The 17,936-nt window shown below is 65.4% G+C and carries 12 protein-coding genes; 7 read left to right on the top strand and 5 right to left on the bottom strand.

Annotated features, from left to right (window positions below; translation table 11 throughout):
* The first annotated feature begins 124 nt into the window (after positions 1-124).
* Positions 125-2,617, top strand: coding sequence for a putative bifunctional diguanylate cyclase/phosphodiesterase (locus AC5IJH_RS00250; RefSeq protein WP_491900774.1), 2,493 nt, complete (start codon positions 125-127; stop codon positions 2,615-2,617).
* A gap of 57 nt (positions 2,618-2,674) precedes the next feature.
* Here AC5IJH_RS00250 and AC5IJH_RS00245 read toward each other — a convergent pair whose 3' ends face one another.
* Positions 2,675-3,949: an LssY C-terminal domain-containing protein gene (locus AC5IJH_RS00245; RefSeq protein ID WP_491900773.1), complete on the bottom strand. Its 1,275-nt coding sequence runs from the start codon at positions 3,947-3,949 to the stop codon at positions 2,675-2,677.
* Between the two features lie 110 nt (positions 3,950-4,059).
* The gene (locus tag AC5IJH_RS00240) at positions 4,060-4,851 is read right to left on the bottom strand and encodes a copper homeostasis protein CutC (protein ID WP_491900772.1); all 792 of its coding nucleotides are present in this window, start codon (positions 4,849-4,851) and stop codon (positions 4,060-4,062) included.
* A 106-nt stretch (positions 4,852-4,957) separates the two neighbouring features.
* On the opposite strand from AC5IJH_RS00240, the gene AC5IJH_RS00235 reads away from it, so the two are divergent.
* Together AC5IJH_RS00235 and AC5IJH_RS00230 are read left to right on the top strand one after the other, a co-directional pair.
* Positions 4,958-6,133, top strand: a complete 1,176-nt coding sequence (locus AC5IJH_RS00235; RefSeq protein ID WP_491900771.1) for a hypothetical protein — start codon at positions 4,958-4,960, stop codon at positions 6,131-6,133.
* Positions 6,134-6,135: 2 nt separating this feature from the next.
* Positions 6,136-7,344 carry a hypothetical protein gene (locus tag AC5IJH_RS00230; protein WP_491900770.1) on the top strand — a complete coding sequence of 403 codons (1,209 nt, stop codon included), beginning with the start codon at positions 6,136-6,138 and terminating at the stop codon, positions 7,342-7,344.
* 16 nt (positions 7,345-7,360) lie between these two features.
* Here the strand turns inward: AC5IJH_RS00230 and AC5IJH_RS00225 are convergent, their stop codons facing one another.
* Positions 7,361-8,434, bottom strand: a complete 1,074-nt coding sequence (locus tag AC5IJH_RS00225) for an isoaspartyl peptidase/L-asparaginase family protein (protein WP_491900769.1) — start codon at positions 8,432-8,434, stop codon at positions 7,361-7,363.
* A gap of 132 nt (positions 8,435-8,566) precedes the next feature.
* Between AC5IJH_RS00225 and AC5IJH_RS00220 the strand changes: the two genes are divergently transcribed.
* The 3 genes from AC5IJH_RS00220 to AC5IJH_RS00210 are packed head-to-tail and all read left to right on the top strand — an operon-like array spanning position 8,567 to position 12,732.
* Positions 8,567-10,201, top strand: a complete 1,635-nt coding sequence (locus AC5IJH_RS00220; protein ID WP_491900768.1) for an alpha-L-fucosidase — start codon at positions 8,567-8,569, stop codon at positions 10,199-10,201.
* Positions 10,198-11,571: an alpha-L-fucosidase gene (locus tag AC5IJH_RS00215; protein ID WP_491900767.1), complete on the top strand. Its 1,374-nt coding sequence runs from the start codon at positions 10,198-10,200 to the stop codon at positions 11,569-11,571. Before AC5IJH_RS00220 ends, AC5IJH_RS00215 begins: the two co-directional genes overlap by 4 nt.
* A gap of 27 nt (positions 11,572-11,598) precedes the next feature.
* The gene (locus tag AC5IJH_RS00210) at positions 11,599-12,732 is read left to right on the top strand and encodes an SIS domain-containing protein (RefSeq protein ID WP_491900766.1); all 1,134 of its coding nucleotides are present in this window, start codon (positions 11,599-11,601) and stop codon (positions 12,730-12,732) included.
* Between the two features lie 27 nt (positions 12,733-12,759).
* Here the strand turns inward: AC5IJH_RS00210 and AC5IJH_RS00205 are convergent, their stop codons facing one another.
* On the bottom strand, positions 12,760-14,784 hold the full coding sequence (locus AC5IJH_RS00205; RefSeq protein WP_491900765.1) for a beta-N-acetylhexosaminidase: 2,025 nt from the start codon (positions 14,782-14,784) through the stop codon (positions 12,760-12,762).
* Between the two features lie 123 nt (positions 14,785-14,907).
* Positions 14,908-16,722 carry a sodium:solute symporter family protein gene (locus tag AC5IJH_RS00200; protein WP_491900764.1) on the bottom strand — a complete coding sequence of 605 codons (1,815 nt, stop codon included), beginning with the start codon at positions 16,720-16,722 and terminating at the stop codon, positions 14,908-14,910.
* Positions 16,723-16,889: 167 nt separating this feature from the next.
* Here AC5IJH_RS00200 and AC5IJH_RS00195 point away from each other — a divergent pair, with 167 nt between their 5' ends.
* A complete protein-coding gene (locus AC5IJH_RS00195; RefSeq protein ID WP_491900763.1) occupies positions 16,890-17,930 on the top strand; it encodes an ROK family protein in 1,041 nt (346 codons plus the stop codon).
* Positions 17,931-17,936 lie beyond the last annotated feature (6 nt).

Below are 17,936 nucleotides of genomic sequence, written 5' to 3'. Positions count from 1 at the left end.
TCGTGATATTGAGACTGATGGGAAGCCCGGTTACCGTCGAAATACTTCACAGGCCTCGGTTGTGGTCCGCCCGCTGTGTCGGGTACCGAGTTCGCCCGGTCACTGGTTGGGGTACAGGTCACGGATGAGCGGAACTCTGGATCTACTCTCACTGGGCGCGATGGTGCTGCTGTTCACCTCCGTCTACAGGAAACGACCTTCACTGCGGGTGCGCTACTGGCTGATCGCCTGGTGCCTCATCCTGGTCCACTTCGCGGGCCTGCTGTTGCGCCCGGCGACGCCGACCGGCCACGCCCTGCAGGACTTCGCCGTCTTGGGCTCGCTGGTGCTGGGCGGCATCTTCTTCGTTCTTTCCACCAGCTATGTGCGCTATGTGACGGGTCGCTGGCTGGCTGTCCTGGTCTGCCTTGGTGTGCCGTGGCTGGCCGCGCTGGCCGCTGCCTGCTTCCTGCCGGCGGGAAATCGCTTCCTGCCGCTCTGGGCCATTGCCGGTGAGGGCGCTACCCTGCTGGTGGCATGGCGCGTTGCGGTGCATCGGCGCCGCTTGTTCCTCGTGCTCTGCCTGTGCGTGCTGGGCTGCTCGATCTGGCTGGGCTACGCCATCCAGCACCACCAGGACGATGCCATCATCAGCGTCATCCTCACGCAGGTGTTCGCGCTGCTGGCGCTGCTCTACAGCTTTGACGTCACCCGCTACACCGCCGGGGTTCGGACGGTGGTGCTCAGCCTGTATACCTGGGCCGGCGTGTGGAGCACTGCCGGCATGCTCGCGGCGCTGCTCCCCGCCCTTCAGCTTCCCGCTGAGCTCTGGAACCTGCCGAAGTACATGGCGGCGGTCGGTATGATCCTGACGCTGCTTGAAGAAGAGATCCGCAATGCGGAGGCCGCCGGCGCGCACTACCGCATGCTGTTCGAGTCCAACCCGCACCCGATGTGGATGTATGACACCGAGACGCTCGCCTTTCTCCAGGTGAACGAGGCGGCGCAGCGTCAGTACGGGTACACGGCCGAGCAGTTTCTGCAGCTCACAATGACGGACATCCGGCCGGGTGAGGAGTTCAACCGGCTGGTTGCGGAGCTGCGCCGCACCACCGACAGCACACTGAACGGCCCGTGGCGACACCAGCGCAAGGATGGCAGCTTTCTGCTCGTCGACATCGCCTCGCACCAGATGGAATTCGAAGGCCGCACGGTGACGTTTTCGCTGATGCAGGACGTGACTGAGCGCGATCGCCTCCACGAGCAGCTGGTCTACCAGGCGAACCACGATGTGCTGACCGGGCTGCCGAACCGCGCCCTGCTCGAAGACCGCATGACCCAGACCTTCGCCTACGCGTACCGGTACGGGCAGCGTGCCGCTCTCATCTGTCTCGACATCGACCGCTTCAAGCAGATCAACGACACCTACGGCCATGGGATCGGCGATGTCTGCCTGAAGGAGATCGCGCGGCGGCTGAGCTCGCGGGTGCGTGCCGTCGACACGGTCTCCCGCACCGGCGGCGAGGAATTTACGGTCCTGCTGCACCAGATTGCGGAGTTCGATGACGCCGAGCGGCTGGCGGCTGAAATCCTCCAGAGCCTGTCCGAGCCGTACCGCCACAACGGCATCGAGCTGGAACTTGGGGCCAGCATCGGCATCGCGGTCTATCCGGACCACGGCAAGGATGCCGCGCTGCTCTGGCGCGACGCCGACACCGCCATGTACCGGGCCAAAAAGGCTGGCGGCAACCAGTACATGCACGTGACCCAGGAGATCTCGGCGGCGACCCTCGAGGCGACCGAACTCGAGAAGTACCTGCGCCGCGCGCTCAAGGATGGCGGCCTGGAGCTGCACTACCAGCCGCAATATATGCGCGATGGTCAGCTCTGCGGGCTGGAGGCACTGGTCCGCCTGCGACACCCGCAACTCGGCATGATCTACCCGGATCGGTTCATCCCGATCGCGGAAGAGAGCGGATTGATCGTGCCACTCGGCAACTGGGTGCTCGATGAGTGCTGCCGGCAGGCTCGGGAATGGCAGGACCTCGGCTATCACCCCGTCCGCATCGCCTTCAACGTGTCGCCGCTGCAGCTCTCGCGCTTCGACTTCTCAAGCTATGTCGTCGAGCGCCTCCACCACCACCGCCTCGCTCCGTCCGCGCTCGAGATGGAGGTCACGGAATCGACGGTGATGCGGGATGTCGGCCAGGTCGCTCGCCAGATCGACACCCTTGCGCGCACCGGCATTCACTTTTCGGTCGATGACTTCGGCACCGGCTACTCATCGCTGGCTCGACTGCACCAGCTTCCCGTGCAGACGCTGAAGATCGATCGCTCGTTTGTCGCGCGCCTCAACCAGCCGGATGGCACGATCGCGATCGTGCAGGCCATCATCTTTGTCGCGCACAGCCTGGGTCTGCTGGTCGTCGCCGAGGGAGTGGAAGAAGAAGAGCAGCTGCGCCGGCTCTGGCAGCTGGATTGCGATCGCGTGCAGGGCTACTACTTCGCCCGACCGCTGCCCGCCTCGTCGGTCGGTCGCCTGCTGGCGGATCGCCACAAGGGTGGAACGCGGGGAACCGGTGGTCTGCAAGGGCTCGCCGCTGAGCCTCTGGTCGCGTTGCCCTCCGCTGCGGTCTAAGCTCGCGCCGCGACTGCGCGACCGCCACTTCCGGCGGCAGCAGTTCTTGCCGCCCGCCTACTTCAGGTTCAGCACCACCAGCCGGCCGTCGGAATGGAAGTCTCCCCCGGTCGCGGTGTGTGCCTCGGTCAGCGGGTGCGGCGGAAGCACATAGGCCGCCGATTGCAGGTCGCCCGCTGCGGCGAAGCTTTGCTCGATGAAGTCGCGCTCCTTGTCGATGTCAGGATCGATCTTGTGCGTAACCCCGTTGTTGCGCTGATCGCGCTCGAAGCCCACATCGTGCGTCGACGAGCCAACCCAGAGCGGCTTTCCATCGACAGTCTGATCGGTCTTCCACACCCGCAGATGATGCCGTTCGGCCGCGACCGTGATCGGGTCGGCGCGCGCGTAGGAGAAGTCCTGCGGGCGGCCGAAGAGGAAGAGCGTGCTCATCGGCATCTCGAGGTAGGCCTTGTGTTGGAGCGTCGCCATCAGACCGTGCACCACGGCGTCCTGCTTGTTGCTGTCCACCTGGACCCAGCCCGCGTTTTGGAAGGCTTTCTGCACCTGCTCCGCCGTTCCCAGCAGCGCGAAATTCACCATGTCGCCGGGATGGCCGTCCTGGTCCTCGACCCGGCGGGGAATCGAGGCAAATGTGGTGGGCGAGATGGCCAGCGCGGCGGTCGTCTCGACGGCTGCCTGCGCCTTGGCCTGCCGCGTGTGCTGGTTCAGGTCAATCGAAACTGAGTAGCTGCCATCCGGCGTCAGGTCGGAGCTCGCATTGATGCGCAAAAACAGTTCGCCGCTGGTGTCCACCGGGACGGTCTTGCTGGCGCCGATCGCGAAGGGCACGCTTGCCCCCTCGGTGCCGATGCGGCCGACCAACGCTCCGGCGGGCGCGCTGTTGTCCGGAAACTGCCGCAGCAGGTCCTTCCATCCGCGTTCCGATCCGTCGGGGGTCACCTTCCGTCCGTCGGCGAGTGTCGCGTCGCCGCTGGCCGAGATGGTCAGCGAGTCGCCGGGTGCGACCACGAGTTTGGTGTCTACCCAGTCCGTGCCCTGCACTTTCAGGCGGTAGCTGCTCTTGCGCGCCTTCAGCCGCTCCGCGCTGGGCTGCTGCATTGGGATGGTCTGCACGGCGGACTTCGCGGGCAGGGTCGCGGGATGTGCGCCCTCCGGGGCGGAGCCGGGCAGAGCCGATGGCGCTTGCGGCGGCGTATCCGGCTGCGGACTCTGATCCGTACTTGTCGAGGTAGGCGCGGCCGGCGCGGCAGGCGCGGCAGACTGCGGGGATGGGGGAATCAGCGCCTGTGCCTGCGCGCTCGCGCCCGAAAGCATAAAACAGGCGATCATCGGCACCACGCCTGCCGCCCGGAGGAGCGATACTCCGGACCGTCTCGCCTTCTTCGTCGTGAATGGTTGAAGCGGCTCCGTGCTGTCCAAGGTCATCATCACCGTAAAGCTTAGACGCCGGTCGGGCGCAGCGGTGTGTCTGCCGTGCCCTCCGCCCCAGGAAGCGCTTGCGACCGCAGCAACGAGGCGAGCAGCCGCACCTCGTCCGCCTGCACTGTTCCGGCAGGCGCGAGGCCCGGCAGTGCTGGTCGATCGTGAGTGGGAGCGCCGCGCCGCAACGATGTATGCAGCGCGTCGACCCGGGTAGCCTCGAGCACGCGCCGTGCATTGTCCAGCCGGACGCCGGAGCCGGCCATGACCTCGACGCGCCCCTGCGCGCGCTCGACGAGGCGGGCCACCGTATCCAGCGCATCGGTCACCCGCTCGCGGCCGCCGGAGGTGAGCAGGATGTCCGCTCCCGTCTCGATGACCGCATCGAGTGCCCGGTCCAGGTCGCCTGTGATGTCGAACGCACGATGAAACGTGACGCGCATGGGGCGCGCCGCCTCGATCAACCTGCGGGTTGCGTCGACGTCTACCGTGGCCTGCTCAGTGAGCACCCCGAGGACGACGCCAGCCGCGCCTGCATGCCTCACGAGTTCGATATCGCGCCGCATGGCGTGCAACTCGCCATCGCTGTAGCGGAAATCGCCGGCTCGCGGGCGGATCATGCAATGAACCGGCACGGTGACGCGCGTCAACACCTGTTCCACCAGGCCAAGGCTCGGTGTCACGCCGCCGCCGGAGAGCTCCGCGCAGAGCTCGATGCGGTCGGCACCGCCTTGCGAGGCAGCATGCGCCGCGGCGAGTGTCTCGGCGCAGATTTCTAATCGTGGTGTTTGGGCTGCCCTGATCTCAGACACGCGGGAGTCCGCCATGCCGACCAACATACCGCAGCCAATGATTTGGCTGACGGGCCCTTGTGAGGCAGCGCTCCGGATGTGTAGAGTCGGCGCAAGGCCCACACCGATGTTTCGCAGCACCAGTCACGATGCGTTCGCCACGCAGCTGCGCAGTCGCACGCGGCGCGAGTTCCTGCAACTCGTCGCCGGCACGATGTCGGCTGCCGCGGCCTCCACACTGGTTCCCTCCGCCTTCGCTGCTGCGGTCCGCCCCCGGCCGCGATCTATCGTGGTTACGTTTGGCGGCGGCGCTCGCGATGAGGAGACCTTCGCTGTTGAAGGGCAGCAGAACATTCCGCATCTGTTGAATGAGCTGATCCCGCAGGGCACGTTCTTCACGCAGGTGGTGAACCGCGGCATCCTCGGCCACTACGTCGCCACGGCTGGCATCGTCACCGGGTGCTACGAGACGTTCGATAACTTCATCGCCCAGCCCACTGGCAATCCAACGGTCTTCGAGTATTTTCGGCGTGGGCTCAGCCGACCCGTTGAGGACGCGTGGGTGATCGCGCCGAGCAACGGCTTCCAGCAGATCGGTTTCAGCCGTCACGGTGGATATCAGGGCCAGGGTGCAGGCGTGATCCTGCCGAAGCAGTTGCTCACGGCAGCGGTCAGCCAGCAGCGGGCGCACTCGCTGGTGGATTACGAGCACCTGCTTGAAGACAACTACGAGATGCCGGTGTATCAGCCGTCGCTGTCGGCGAGTGATGGCGAGCTGCACCTGGAGCAGTTAGCCTCCACCCTGCGGCTCTCGATTGAAGACTTCACCCGCGACGCTCGCGCGCTCGATAGCGCGGATGAGCTGTCGCTCTCGATTGCGCGGCGGCTGATGGCGCAGGTCTCGCCCTCGCTGCTGCTGATCACGCTGCATGACATGGACGTGGCGCACGCGGGCACTTACTCGCTGTATGTCGACGCGATACAGCGGGCGGATCGGATCTGCGCTGATCTGTGGCACACCATCCAGTCAATGCCGGAGTACAAGGATCAGACCGCGTTGTTCATCATGCCGGATTTCGGGCGCGACGCGGACGGCGATCCGGGCGGCAACGGATTTCAACATCACCGCACCGGTGGAGCGATGGCGCGCACCACCTGGCTGCTCGCGATGGGTCCAGGTATCCGGCAGAACGTAACTGTCGATCGAGCGATTCAGCCCATCGACCTGGTGCCGACGCTGGGCAGACGCCACGGCTTCGAGACACCGCTGGTCCAGGGCAGGCCGATCGAGGAGCTGGTCTGACCATGGCTCCGCTCACGCCAGCCTCGCTGAGCGATGGCAGCTTCGGCGGCTATCCGCCGGAAGGGCGCGCCTTCGCTATCCAGCATCTCGCGCTGTTGCAGCAGTTGCCACTCGCGGTCGCGCCCGCATTTCTGCGCGAGATCATCACGTACGACTGGCGCTTTCCTGCGGAGCGGCGCACCTTTGAGCGGCAGTGCGCGTGGCTCGTCTCGATGCCGGCCGACGAGCGTGCGGCGAAACTCGCGCCCTTTCGGCTGATCACGCTGCCGGACGCAATTGCGACGAGCGACTGGGTGGGCGCGCCGGAGCGGGCGCTCGAGCAGATCACTGCATCACTCTGGTCTTCGAGCCAGATCGATACATATCGCCGGGCCGCGCGCGATCTACTCGCGGTGCCGCCGGATGCGAACACCGCACCGCAGGATCGCATGGTGGTCGTGATCGTGGGCAAAGATGCGACGGCAGATGATCCGCGCCTGTTTCGCAAGCTCGCGCCGCATGGCGTGACACTGCGTTCGCTTGCGTGGACGGCGCAGACGCCTGCCGAGCTGCAGGCCCGGCTGGCCACGCAGCCTGCGCCCGCACCCTACAGTCGCTGGTACATCGATGGCGGCGAGCCGTGGCCGCTTCACGCCGACGCGCAAAACCTGCTCTCGTACGCGCAGCTTCGGCCAGTGCGCGAAGCCATGCTGGAGCGGATGAATCGCTTCACGCACGCTGGCCCCGGCGGACCCGAGGCAATGCGCACGGAGCTGGCCGCACTGACGCCCGCAGAGTCGGGAGCCGACAAGCAGAACCGTGATCCGCGTCTGCAGCACTTCATCACGCGTTTGTTTGCCGAGGGCTCCGGCACGCAGATCTACAGCACCTCGTTTGTCCAGTGGGCAGCGCGGGAGACGCTGCGGCGCGCGCAGCCCAGCCGCATGCTGGTGCGCTTCGCTCCGCGCCAGCGGCAGCGCACATTGAACCAGCTGTTTGACGCAGCGAGCAATGTGGAAGTGCCCGATCCTGAGGGCTCACTGCGCGACGCCGAGATGGCGGCTTATTATGTCTGGCTGGACACCGCCCGCATCACGGAGCCCGGACGAGTGACATTCCTGGCATGGCGCGAAGGGCAGAGCCATGCCGTGCTGATCGCACCGCGAGCGCCTGCCGGCCAGGTGGACCCGACACCGCTGACGCTGTCGGCAGCCCTCGAAAAGTACGCGTAGCAGATACACATACCGACTAGCGAACGACAATCTCCGGCGCGCTGCCTTCGATCTGGCGCGCGCGGAACATTCCCAGCGTGTTGAAGCTCCACACGGGCCCGCTGGTCTGGTCGAGCACAATCACGCCGCCCTCGCCGCCCTTCAGCTTGCCAACCTCGTTCCGAATGACCTGGTCTGCGGCGGCGCTGAGCGACAAGCCTTTCAGCGCGACCAGCGCGCAGATCTCCTTGGCGGCGCTGAGCCGGATGAAGTATTCACCGACGCCGGTCGCCGAGACCGCGCACGCGTTGTTCGCCGCGTACGTACCCGCGCCGATCACGGGCGAGTCGCCGACGCGGCCTGGCAGCTTGCCTTGCATGCCTCCGGTCGACGTACCGGCGCTGATGTCGCCGTGACGATCGCGCGCGACGGCCCCCACGGTCCCGAAGCGATGTGCGAAGGCGGACACGGACGCAGACGCACGGGCCTGCCGTGCGGCGGGCACGCCTGCCGGGCGCGGCGGGGCCGGCTTGCCCTGGCTGTGGAGAACACCCAGCAACTCCTGCCAGCGCATTTCGGTGAAGAAGTACGACGGCGGCATCTGCGGCAGGTGCTGGCTGACAGCGAAGGCGTCCGCGCCGGGGCCAACCATCATCACGTACGGCGAGTGCTCCATCACCGCGCGTGCCAGCGTGATCGGATGTTTCGTCGCGCTCACCCCGGCGACGGAGCCTGCTTCAAGCGTCGCCCCGTTCATGATGGCGGCGTCCATCTCGTTGCGGCCGAGCGCGTCGAAGGCCGCGCCACGTCCGGCGTTGAACAGCGGGTCGTCCTCAAGCACCTGGATGGCAGCCTGCACCGCATCGATCGCGCGGCCGCCATGCTGGAGCACGGCGCTGCCCGCGGCAAGCGCGTGGTCGAGTGATGCGCGGTAGGCGGCGGCGGTCGCGGCATCCATGTGCTGCCACTCCTCCTCCCCTGCGCCGCCGTGGACAGCGATGGCCCACTTGGTCGTTGGCGGCGATTGCTGCGCAGTGGCGTGGTGCGCCGGCAACGCTGCGCAGAACACGAGGAAAGTTGCCGTGAGCAGGCGGTGCCGAAGGCGAGTCAACGAAATCAGAGGAGCCTCCATCATCGGGAGCAGGGAATCGTGCGCGGCAGTGTAGATTGGTCAGCGCAGCGGCGCTCGTCTGCTGCACATCGTACTCTGCCCGCAGACACGGGCAGGATGGAGCTGCCTCGAATGTCCCGATCCGCACAACTCATCGCTGGTGCATGCGTCCTGCTCTCCTGCTCACTTATTGCTGCAGCACAGACAAGTGCCTCGTCGCCGACCAGTCCCACCGCTGGCGTGCTGACGCCGGAGCAGATCGATGCGCAGTGGCGTGCGGCGAATGCGAAGTACGACGGAGAGCGTCAGCGGCTGCTCGGCGATGTGGAGAAGACGATTGCGGCTGGTCCTTTCCGGAATGATTGGCAGAGTCTGAATGGGTACACCGCGCCAGACTGGTTTCGCGATGCGAAGTTCGGCATCTTCATTCACTGGGGCGTCTACTCGGTCGCGGGCTTCGGCAGCGAGTGGTACTCGCGGAATATGTATCAGCAGGACTCACCTGATTTCGCGCACCACATCGCGACGTACGGCCCGCAGAGCCAGTCCGGCTACAAGGACCTGATTCCGAAGTTCCGCGCAGAGAAATTCGACCCAGCGGCGTGGGCGCAGCTCTTTCACGATGCGGGTGCGCGCTACGTGGTGCCGGTGGCGGAGCATCACGACGGCTTTCCCATGTACATGTCGAACCTGACGGACTGGTGCGCGGGCAAGATGGGTCCGCAGCGCGATGTGCTCGGCGATCTGGCCAAGGCGGTGCGTGCGCAGGGCATGCACCTGGGCGCATCCTCTCACCGTGCAGAGCACGATTGGTTCTTCGATGGCGGACGCCACTTCAACTCCGATGTGAACGATCCGAAGTACGCCGCCTTCTACGGTCCAGCACAGTTGAATGGCGCGGATCACGGCGATGTCGGCGACCTGACGCACGACTTCACGTATGTGTCGACCGCCTTTCGCGATGACTGGCTGGCGCGTTCGGCAGAGATCGTCGAGAAGTATCATCCAGACCTGATCTATTTCGATTGGTGGGTTGGCCAGTCGGACTTCCGCAGCTATCTCGAGCGGTTCGCGACCTTCTACTACGATTCTGCGGCAGCAAATCACCAGCAGGTCGTGCTCTTTTCGAAGCTCAGCAACATGGCGGAGCACTCGGCCACGCTTGATGTGGAGCGCGGCGGCCTGGGCGACATCCGTCCTCTGGCGTGGCAGACGGACACATCGCTCTCGAACGAGTCGTGGGGTTACGTCGAGAACGACACGTACAAGACGCCGCTCGTTGTGGTGCAGCAGCTTGCCGATGTCGTCAGCAAGAACGGCAACCTGCTGATGAATGTGGGCCCGCGTCCGGATGGAACGATTCCTGACGGCGCTGCACAGACGCTGCTCGGCGTGGGCCGCTGGCTAAAGGTGAATGGCGACGCGATCTACGGCACGCGACCGTGGCGGCAGTTTGGCGAGGGCCCGACCAAGTTCGAAGCAGGCCAGTTCCATGACACTGCGAACCAGCCCTATACCGCGGAGGATTTCCGCTTCACCACGAAGGGCGACACGCTTTACGCGATCGAGATGGCATGGCCGAAGCAGGGTGAAGCCGTGGTGCACGCGTTGGGGTCTGTCCCCGGCAGCCGCGATGTTGCGACTGTGCAGTTGCTCGGAGGAGGGCAGCCGCTCGCATTCGAGCAGCACGCCGACGGATTGCACATCCACGTGCCATCGACGGCCCCAGGCGAGTACGCGTACGTGTACCGGATCACCTGGAAATGATCGGCGCCACCCGAAGTATGACGATCGCGCTCACGTTGGGTGCGACGGTTGCGATGAGCGCGCCGGTGAAGGCGCAGAACGCCGTCGACATGAAGCCGACACCACAACAGGTCGCGTGGCAGGACCTGGAAATGGGAGCGATCATTCACTTCGGCACGAATACGTTTCTCGATCGTGAGTGGGGCGACGGGACTGCCCCGGCGAGTGTGTTTCATCCGCAGCATGTGGACACGGATCAGTGGATGGCGGCGGCCAAATCGGCGGGCATTCGGTATGTCGTGCTGGTTGCCAAGCATCACGATGGCTTCGCGCTCTTTCCCAGCGCGCAGACCGATTACAGCGTCAAGGCAAGCCCGTGGATGGGCGGCAAGGGCGACCTGGTGCGCATGGCGTCCGACAGCGCGCGGTCGCATGGGCTGCGGTTCGGCATCTACCTATCGCCGTGGGATCGCCACGATCCGCGGTATAAGAATCCCGCGGCCTACGACCGCTACTATCTCGCTCAGCTGGATGAGCTGGCCACGCATTACGGAGAGCTCACCGAGTTCTGGCTGGATGGCGCGGGCAGTGCCGGGCGCACGTACGACTTCGCGACCATCACGAACCGGCTGCACAACTATCAGCCGAATGCGCTGGTGTTTGCGGACCTCGAGCTGTTCCAGTACGCGGACATACGCTGGGTGGGCAACGAAGAGGGCAGCGTCACTTTCGAGAACTGGAACGTGGTCGACCGCAGCGGCTATCTGCGCTGGCGTCCCGTTGAATCGGACACACCGCTGCACCGGGAGCATTGGTTCTGGCATCCGCACGACGAGGCGACGCTCAAGTCGGTCGATGAGCTGGTGCATGAGTACAACGTGACGGTCGGCCGCGGAGCGCAGTTCATGCTCGGCCTTGCGCCGGACAACACGGGCCAACTGCCCGCGGCGGATGTCGCGCGGCTCGCGGAGTTCGGCGCCCGATTGCGCGCCATCTACGGCGACAACCTCGCGCTTCGGCGACAGCGAGCGGCCGACGATGAGAATGCCGCTCTCGATGGTGATACGGACACGTGGTGGGAGCCGCCTGCGGCATCCGATGGCAATCACACGCCCGCGGTGATCACGGTGCGGTTCGCGGACCCGGTGACGATCGACCGCACGCTCGCCATGGAGCGCCTGAATGACGGCCAGCACATCACGCGATACGCTGTGGATGTGGAAGAGCATGGACAATGGCGCGAGGTCGCGCAGGCACAGGCCATCGGCCACAAGAAGATCGACATCTTTCCGCCGGTTGCGGCGACCGCGGTGCGACTGCGCGTGCTGGCCGCAAGCGGTCCCATACAGATCCGCGAGTTCCAGGTGTACGCCGGGACCGCAGCGCACTGACATTTTTGGAGAGCGCGAGAGCAAGCGATGACGCCTACCGCAACCCCACGGCAGTTTCCTCACCACATGCTGCGCGAGATCTACGAGCAGCCCACCGCGCTGGCCGCGACACTGACGCGCTACGTGCGCGACGGCATGCTGGACGAGGCGCAGTTCGCCTCCGTGTACGCGTGGTTTCGCGATCATCATGAAGTCGTGTTCGCTGCGTCCGGCTCCAGCCGCCACGCGTCGCTCGCGGGCGAGATCATGCTGGAAGACGTGAGCGGGATGCCCGTGGATGTGGAGTATGCGAGCGAGTACGTTTATCGCGAGGTCAATACGCTCACCAACCCTGGCGTCATTGTCGTGTCGCAGTCGGGAGAGACGGCGGACACGCTGGCAGCGCTGCGTGAGGCGAACCGGCGCCGACACGGCACCATCGCGGTGACGAATGTCGAGGGCTCGACCATGGCGCGCGAGGCAGAGATCAGCCTGCCCACGGCGGCCGGCCAGGAGCTTGCGGTGCCGGCGACCAAGAGCTTCACCGCGCAACTGCTGGTGCTGAACCTGATTGCGCTCGCGTCTGGCTGTGCGCTGAAGACGCGGACGGAAGAGCAGCTGCGCGGGCACTTGGCTGATTTCGCTCGGCTGCCAGAGCAGATTGAGGGCCAGCTTGCCGCGTGGGAGCAGCAGATGGAGCAGATTGCGGCCGCGCTCGCGGAGTCCGAGACGTATCTCTATATCGGCCGCGGCATTCACTACGCGATCGCGCGGGAAGGAGCGCTCAAGCTGAAGGAGTCGGCCTACCTGCAGGCGGAGGGTTATCCATCGGGCGAGCTGAAGCACGGGCCCAATGCGCTGGTCGGCGCGAATGCTGCGGTGGTGGCGATTGCGACCGTGGACGGCGCGGAGCCGGCGTCGGTGGTGCGCTATGAGAAAAGCCTGCAACTGCTGGCGGATCTGAAGCGGCAGGGCGCAAACGTCGTCGCGCTGGGCAATGTAGGGGACCGTGCAGTCGCGGAAGTGGCGACGCACTTTGTACCGGTTGTCGCCACGCGGGAGCACCTGCTGCCGATCGCGGAGGTGATTCCGCTGCAGTTCCTCGCGTACTACTCGGCTGTGCGGCGCGGCATCGATGTCGACCGGCCGCGCAACCTGACGAAGGCGGTGCTGGCGGAGTAGGCTCGGGCGCTTACTCTGCCAGCTGTCCTACTTCTCTGCCTCGACCAGCTTTTGCAGCGCGTCGAGGAAGGTGAAGCGTACCAGTGCGGCGGGCTTGCGTGCGCTCGCAATCAATGCGAGCTGTGCATCCCGCGAAGCCGCGAACTGCTGGTTCCCCGCTGTCCTGTTGGTCGCTTTCGCAAGTGCCTGCAGACCCACACCGGCCAGTTCACCGAGTTGTCCCGCGCGCACAGCGGCGTCGCTCATCCGTGGGTTCGCGCCCATCTGTGCGACCAGCGCGGGCGTCATCTGCTGCCACGCAAGGAAGCGCTGCGTCAGCCGCTCTGCCGCCGATGCGCTGTTCCCGCCGTTGTTGAGCACCGCGTCCACATCGCGCGCGATCTCAAAGCGTGATGGCGGGTCGGCGACTACAGCATCCACCAGGCGATCGAGCGGCGTGTTGCCGTCCGTGTGTTGCCCCTCATAGCGATCGCTGAAGCTGACGGGCTCGAGCACACCAGCGAGCGTGTCGAGCGCAGCCGGATCGAGCTGCCCGCTCAGGCTGCGCAGCATCATCGCGGGTCCGGTCAGGTGCGTGAGTCCGGCCTGCTCGAGTTCGATCGAGACGCGGGGCAGTCGGCGGTACATCGACGGCACATCGCGCACCGACTGCGCGGACCAGAAGCGCTCCGCGAGGACTGCGGTGCGGGGCCAGATGCGTGAATCGATGGTGCGCGCGTTCAACTGCTCGGCCCACATGCAGACCTCGCCACCGATGATCAGCCTCTGCTGCTCGGCATCGAGCGTCGTGTTCGCCGGGATCGGATCAGCCAGATACATCTGCTCATTCGTCTTCTGCGCGTCCAGGTAGTAGGGGGCGGAGAGGATGCCCTGGTACCCCTGCTTCGCGGCGGCGGCCAGTGAATCGACACCACGCCAGGACTGCACGACCACGCTCTTCGGCAGCCCGGGCACGAAGATCTCGTCCCAGCCGATCGGCGTCCTGCCATGCTTCTCGACGATGCGTTGCACGCGCTTGCTGAAGTAATTCTGTAACTCGGCGGGTGTCTTATACCCGTTCCGCTTCATGTACGCCGCGATGCGCGGGTTCTCGAGCCAGTTCTTGCCCTCGACCTCGTCGCCGCCGATGTGAAAGTACGCGTCCGGAAAGATGCGCACCATTTCCCCGATCAGCCGGTCGAGGAAGACGTATGTTGCTTCGCGGGTCGGATCGAGCGCTTCGTCGTGGATGCCCGCGACATCTGGCAGGTGAAACGGACCCTTGCTGCTGGCGAGCTGCGGATAGCCCACGAGCCAGCTCACGGTGTGGCCCGGCATATCGAACTCAGGCACCACGCGGATGCCGCGGGCCCGCGCATAGGCCACCACGCCGCGCATCTGCTCCTGCGTGTAGTAGTCGCCGTTCGAACCGAGCCCAGTCAGCTTGGGGTAAACCTTGCTCTCCGCGCGGAAGCCCTGGTCGTCGCTCAGATGCCAATGGAAGACGTTCATCTTCATCATGGCCATGCCGTCCAGGTTGTGCTCGATCACACTGATTGGCTCGAAGTGCCGGCTGACGTCGATGTGCAGACCGCGCCAGCGAAAGCGCGGCGAGTCTTCAATCGAGACCGCGGGGATCACGACTGCCCCGTTCTCGAAGTGCGCGAGCTGCAGCAGCGTCTCGAGGCCGTGGAAGGCGCCGACCACAGTGGCGGCACGCAAGGTGATCTGTTGCGGGGTGACAGTGAGCGAGTACGTCTCATCCTCGTGAACGGACTGCACGGCTTCGCCGGCGCTGCGCACGTCGATGATGAGTCCCGCGCCGGCGGTATCGGTCGAGAAGCGCGCCGGCAGGTGGGGCAGCGGCACGCCGGTCGCAAACTGCAGACGCATCATGGCGCGCGCCACGCCCGCCTCCAGCCGGTCGTTGTGCACGTGGGCGAAGGCGACCTTGAGGCCCGGTTGCAGTGTGTACGCGCCGCTACCCTCGGTCAGGTGAGCCGGCACGGGCATCAGGCCGAGTTGGTCTATCTGCGTCGTGGCAGTACCGCTGCCGGACTCCTGAGCCAGCATGGTGCTACTCCCCGTGAGCATTGCTGCCGCGACACATGCGATACCACACTTCAAGCTGAGCCCGCGCATCCTCCACCACTCCTTGTTGCTGCGAATTGCGTTGCATTGTTGAGCCAGGCCAGGCTAGCGGAAGGTCGTCCAGCCGGTCCGATTCAGGTTCCAGAAGAGCAGCCCGGCACTGCCAACTGCGAGGACGAGCAGCAGCACGCCCTGCATCATGCGGCCAAAGAGCAGATCGCCCGTGCCGAACAGCGTGCCGTAGACCAGCGCGAGGCCGAGGATCCAGTGAACAAACGAGGGCCCCAGGATGCCCCGCACCGGGCCATTTTCAAGCGGCGCGATGGGACCCCAGCCAGGACCTGCCGGTCGCACCTTGGCGTAGAACTCGCGCAGCTTCTCTTCCGGCTCGGGCTTCGTGAGCAACGTGGTCAGCAGCCATACCAGCGTGGTGATCGCGGTGGCGATGCCGAGAATCCACGCGAAGCCATGCGCATCGTCCGGATTGAGCGGCCCTGCGGGCAGCAGGGGATCGATCGCGCGCAGCCGGTCCACAAGGCCCGAGGCCAGGGGCGACTCGAGCAGCAGGGACGAGCAGGCGGCAGCGACCATGGCGCTGATCTCGGTCCAGGCATTGATGCGCCACCAGAACCAGCGCAGGATGAAGACCAGTCCGGCGCCGGCGCCGATGGCCATCAGGAATTTCCAGGCGGCGCCGATGGACGTCATGTAGAACGTCGCGACTGCAGAGACCACCGTGACCAGCAGCGTGGCCCAGCGCGATGCGGTCACGTAATGGCGATCGTCACGATCCGGGGAAATAAACCGCTTGTAGACGTCGTTCACCAGGTAGCTGGCGCCCAGGTTCATCTGCGTGCCGATGGTGGACATGTACGCCGCAGCGAAGCCGGCCAGCATCAGCCCGCGCAGGCTGGCCGGCAGGTAGCGATTCATGATGACGATGAACGCGCCTTCCTTGTCCGCGGCGTTGGGCAGGATGACGACCGCGACAAGTGCGGTGAGGATCCACGGCCATGGACGGAGCGCGTAATGGGCGACGTTGAACCAGAGCGTTGCGCCGAGGGAGTTCTTCTCGTCCTTCGCGGAGAAGATGCGCTGCGTGATGTAGCCGCCGCCGCCCGGCTCGGCACCGGGATAGCTGGAGGCCCACCAGTTGACGCTGAGCAGCACCAGGAACTGCAGATAGAACGGCGTGCCGTGCGAGGGGATGAAGTCCATCGTGCGGAAGGCGACATTGGTGGCGCCCTGGTGCAACGCGTCGAGCGCGTGCACCTTCATCTCGAGCGCGTGCAGCCCGCCGACTGCCTGGACGGCGAAGTAGGCGAGCAGGATCACCATGGTCATCTTGAGGATGAACTGCACCATGTCGGTCCACAGCACCGCCCAGAGGCCGGAGATGGCGCTATAGATGAGCGTGATCGTGAGACACAGAAAGACGGCGGTCAGCTTATTCAGGCCAAGCGTGAGATAGAGGATCTTGGCCATGGCCAGGTTCACCCATCCCATGCTGAGCGTGTTGACCAGGAACACGAGATACAGCGCGCGGAAGCCCCGCAGGAATGCGCCGCTCTTGCCGGCGTAGCGGAGCTCGATGAACTCCATGTCCGTAAGCACGCCGGAGCGCCGCCACATGGGCGCGAAGAAAAATACCGTCAGCATGCCGGAGAGCGCGAGCGACCACCACACCCAGTTGCCGGCAATGCCTTGTCGATAGATCAGCCCGGTGACCACCAGGGGCGTATCTGCAGCGAAGGTGGTGGCCACCATGGAGGTGCCGGCCAGCCACCAGGGCACGCTGCGGCCGGAGACGAAGAACTCGCTGATGTCTCCGCTGGCGCGGCGGTAGTAATAAAAACCGATGCCAAGATTGAGCGCAAAATACGCGAAGATCACAATCCAGTCAGCGAGCGAGATCTGCATCCGACCATCCGGTGTAGAGTAGGCGACGACCCCGCGCGTCTGTCGGTATGCCGGTTGCAGATGCGGGAAAGCGGGGCCGAGCGTCTGGGCAACTCTACAACAGGGCAGCACAGCAGCGCGGCGGATTTGTCGCGCTTCAGGCAAAATGGTCAACGGACTCAAAGAGCATGTCATCTGAAGCTCAGTTCTCACTCGGTGTGGATCTCGGCGGCACCAATCTGCGCGTGGCCGCGTATCGCGGCGGACGGCAATTGGAAGAGCTGATCTCGCTGCCCACGCGGCTGTCACAAGGCCGTGAACGCGTCGTCCACGATCTGAAGGAAGCGGTCATCGCCTTACGCAGCCGGTTCACTCAGGCCGGGCAGACGATCGGCATCGGCGTTGGCTCGCCCGGACCGCTGGAGCTTCCGGCAGGCATCATTCGCAATCCACCAAATCTCCCCGGGTGGGATGGCTTCCATCTCCGTGAGGCCGTCGAGAGCGCGATCGGGCAGCCCATCTTCCTCGAGAGCGATGCGAACGCGGCGGCGCTGGCTGAGTTCGAGCTGGGCTCGGCGCGCGCTGCGGGCATCCACTCGCTCTGCATGCTGACACTCGGCACCGGCGTGGGCAACGGCATCGTGCTCAACGGGCGCATCTGGCACGGCAACAACGGCATGGCGGGTGAGGCGGGGCACGTCAGCATCGATCTCAACGGCCCTTCGTGCCCCTGCGGCAGCCGCGGCTGCGTGGAGTTGTTTGCGTCGGCCACGGGAGTCGTTCGCATGGCCAGAGAAGGGAACGATCCCAGCCTTCTGGCCGCCATCCCCGCACCGCCTTCGGAGTGGACCGCGCGCATGATCGCCGATGCAGCGCAGGCCGGAAACCATGCGGCGCAGGCCATCTTCAACCGCGTGGGCATCGCGGTGGGCTATGCCCTGGGCAGCACGGCCAACATCCTCAACCTGCCGCTGTATGTCGTTGCCGGCGGGCTTTCGAATGCGTGGGATCTCTTCGCCCCGGCCATGTTTGAAGAGATGAATCGATGCAGCTACGTGTACCGCCCCACGGCGGCGAAGCCCGGTGAGCCGCTCGATACCCCGGGCCGGAGCTTCGTGCGGCGCGCCGAACTTGGCTCGGACGCGGGCATCCTGGGCGCCTGCCTGTTGCCGCTCACGTTCGATGAAGAGGCCCTGGGCCGGCCCGCGACGCCTGTCGCCGCGTCTTAGCCGGGG

The organism is Candidatus Dedyshia acidiphila, assembly GCF_051025295.1.
Lineage (GTDB): Bacteria > Acidobacteriota > Terriglobia > Terriglobales > Acidobacteriaceae > KBS-83.
Note: the sequence above shows the minus strand (reverse complement) of the source record. Positions and strands in the feature narration are given on the sequence as shown.

Bases quoted from the DNA above. Each gene is read 5' to 3' on its own strand.
- AC5IJH_RS00250 (WP_491900774.1), top strand. From the start codon at position 125: ATGAGCGGAACTCTGGATCTACTCTCACTGGGCGCGATGGTGCTGCTG.
- AC5IJH_RS00245 (WP_491900773.1), bottom strand. From the start codon at position 3,949: ATGATCGCCTGTTTTATGCTTTCGGGCGCGAGCGCGCAGGCACAGGCG.
- AC5IJH_RS00235 (WP_491900771.1), top strand. From the start codon at position 4,958: ATGTTTCGCAGCACCAGTCACGATGCGTTCGCCACGCAGCTGCGCAGT.
- AC5IJH_RS00230 (WP_491900770.1), top strand. From the start codon at position 6,136: ATGGCTCCGCTCACGCCAGCCTCGCTGAGCGATGGCAGCTTCGGCGGC.
- AC5IJH_RS00220 (WP_491900768.1), top strand. From the start codon at position 8,567: ATGTCCCGATCCGCACAACTCATCGCTGGTGCATGCGTCCTGCTCTCC.
- AC5IJH_RS00215 (WP_491900767.1), top strand. From the start codon at position 10,198: ATGATCGGCGCCACCCGAAGTATGACGATCGCGCTCACGTTGGGTGCG.
- AC5IJH_RS00210 (WP_491900766.1), top strand. From the start codon at position 11,599: ATGACGCCTACCGCAACCCCACGGCAGTTTCCTCACCACATGCTGCGC.
- AC5IJH_RS00205 (WP_491900765.1), bottom strand. From the start codon at position 14,784: ATGCTGGCTCAGGAGTCCGGCAGCGGTACTGCCACGACGCAGATAGAC.
- AC5IJH_RS00200 (WP_491900764.1), bottom strand. From the start codon at position 16,722: ATGCAGATCTCGCTCGCTGACTGGATTGTGATCTTCGCGTATTTTGCG.
- AC5IJH_RS00195 (WP_491900763.1), top strand. From the start codon at position 16,890: ATGTCATCTGAAGCTCAGTTCTCACTCGGTGTGGATCTCGGCGGCACC.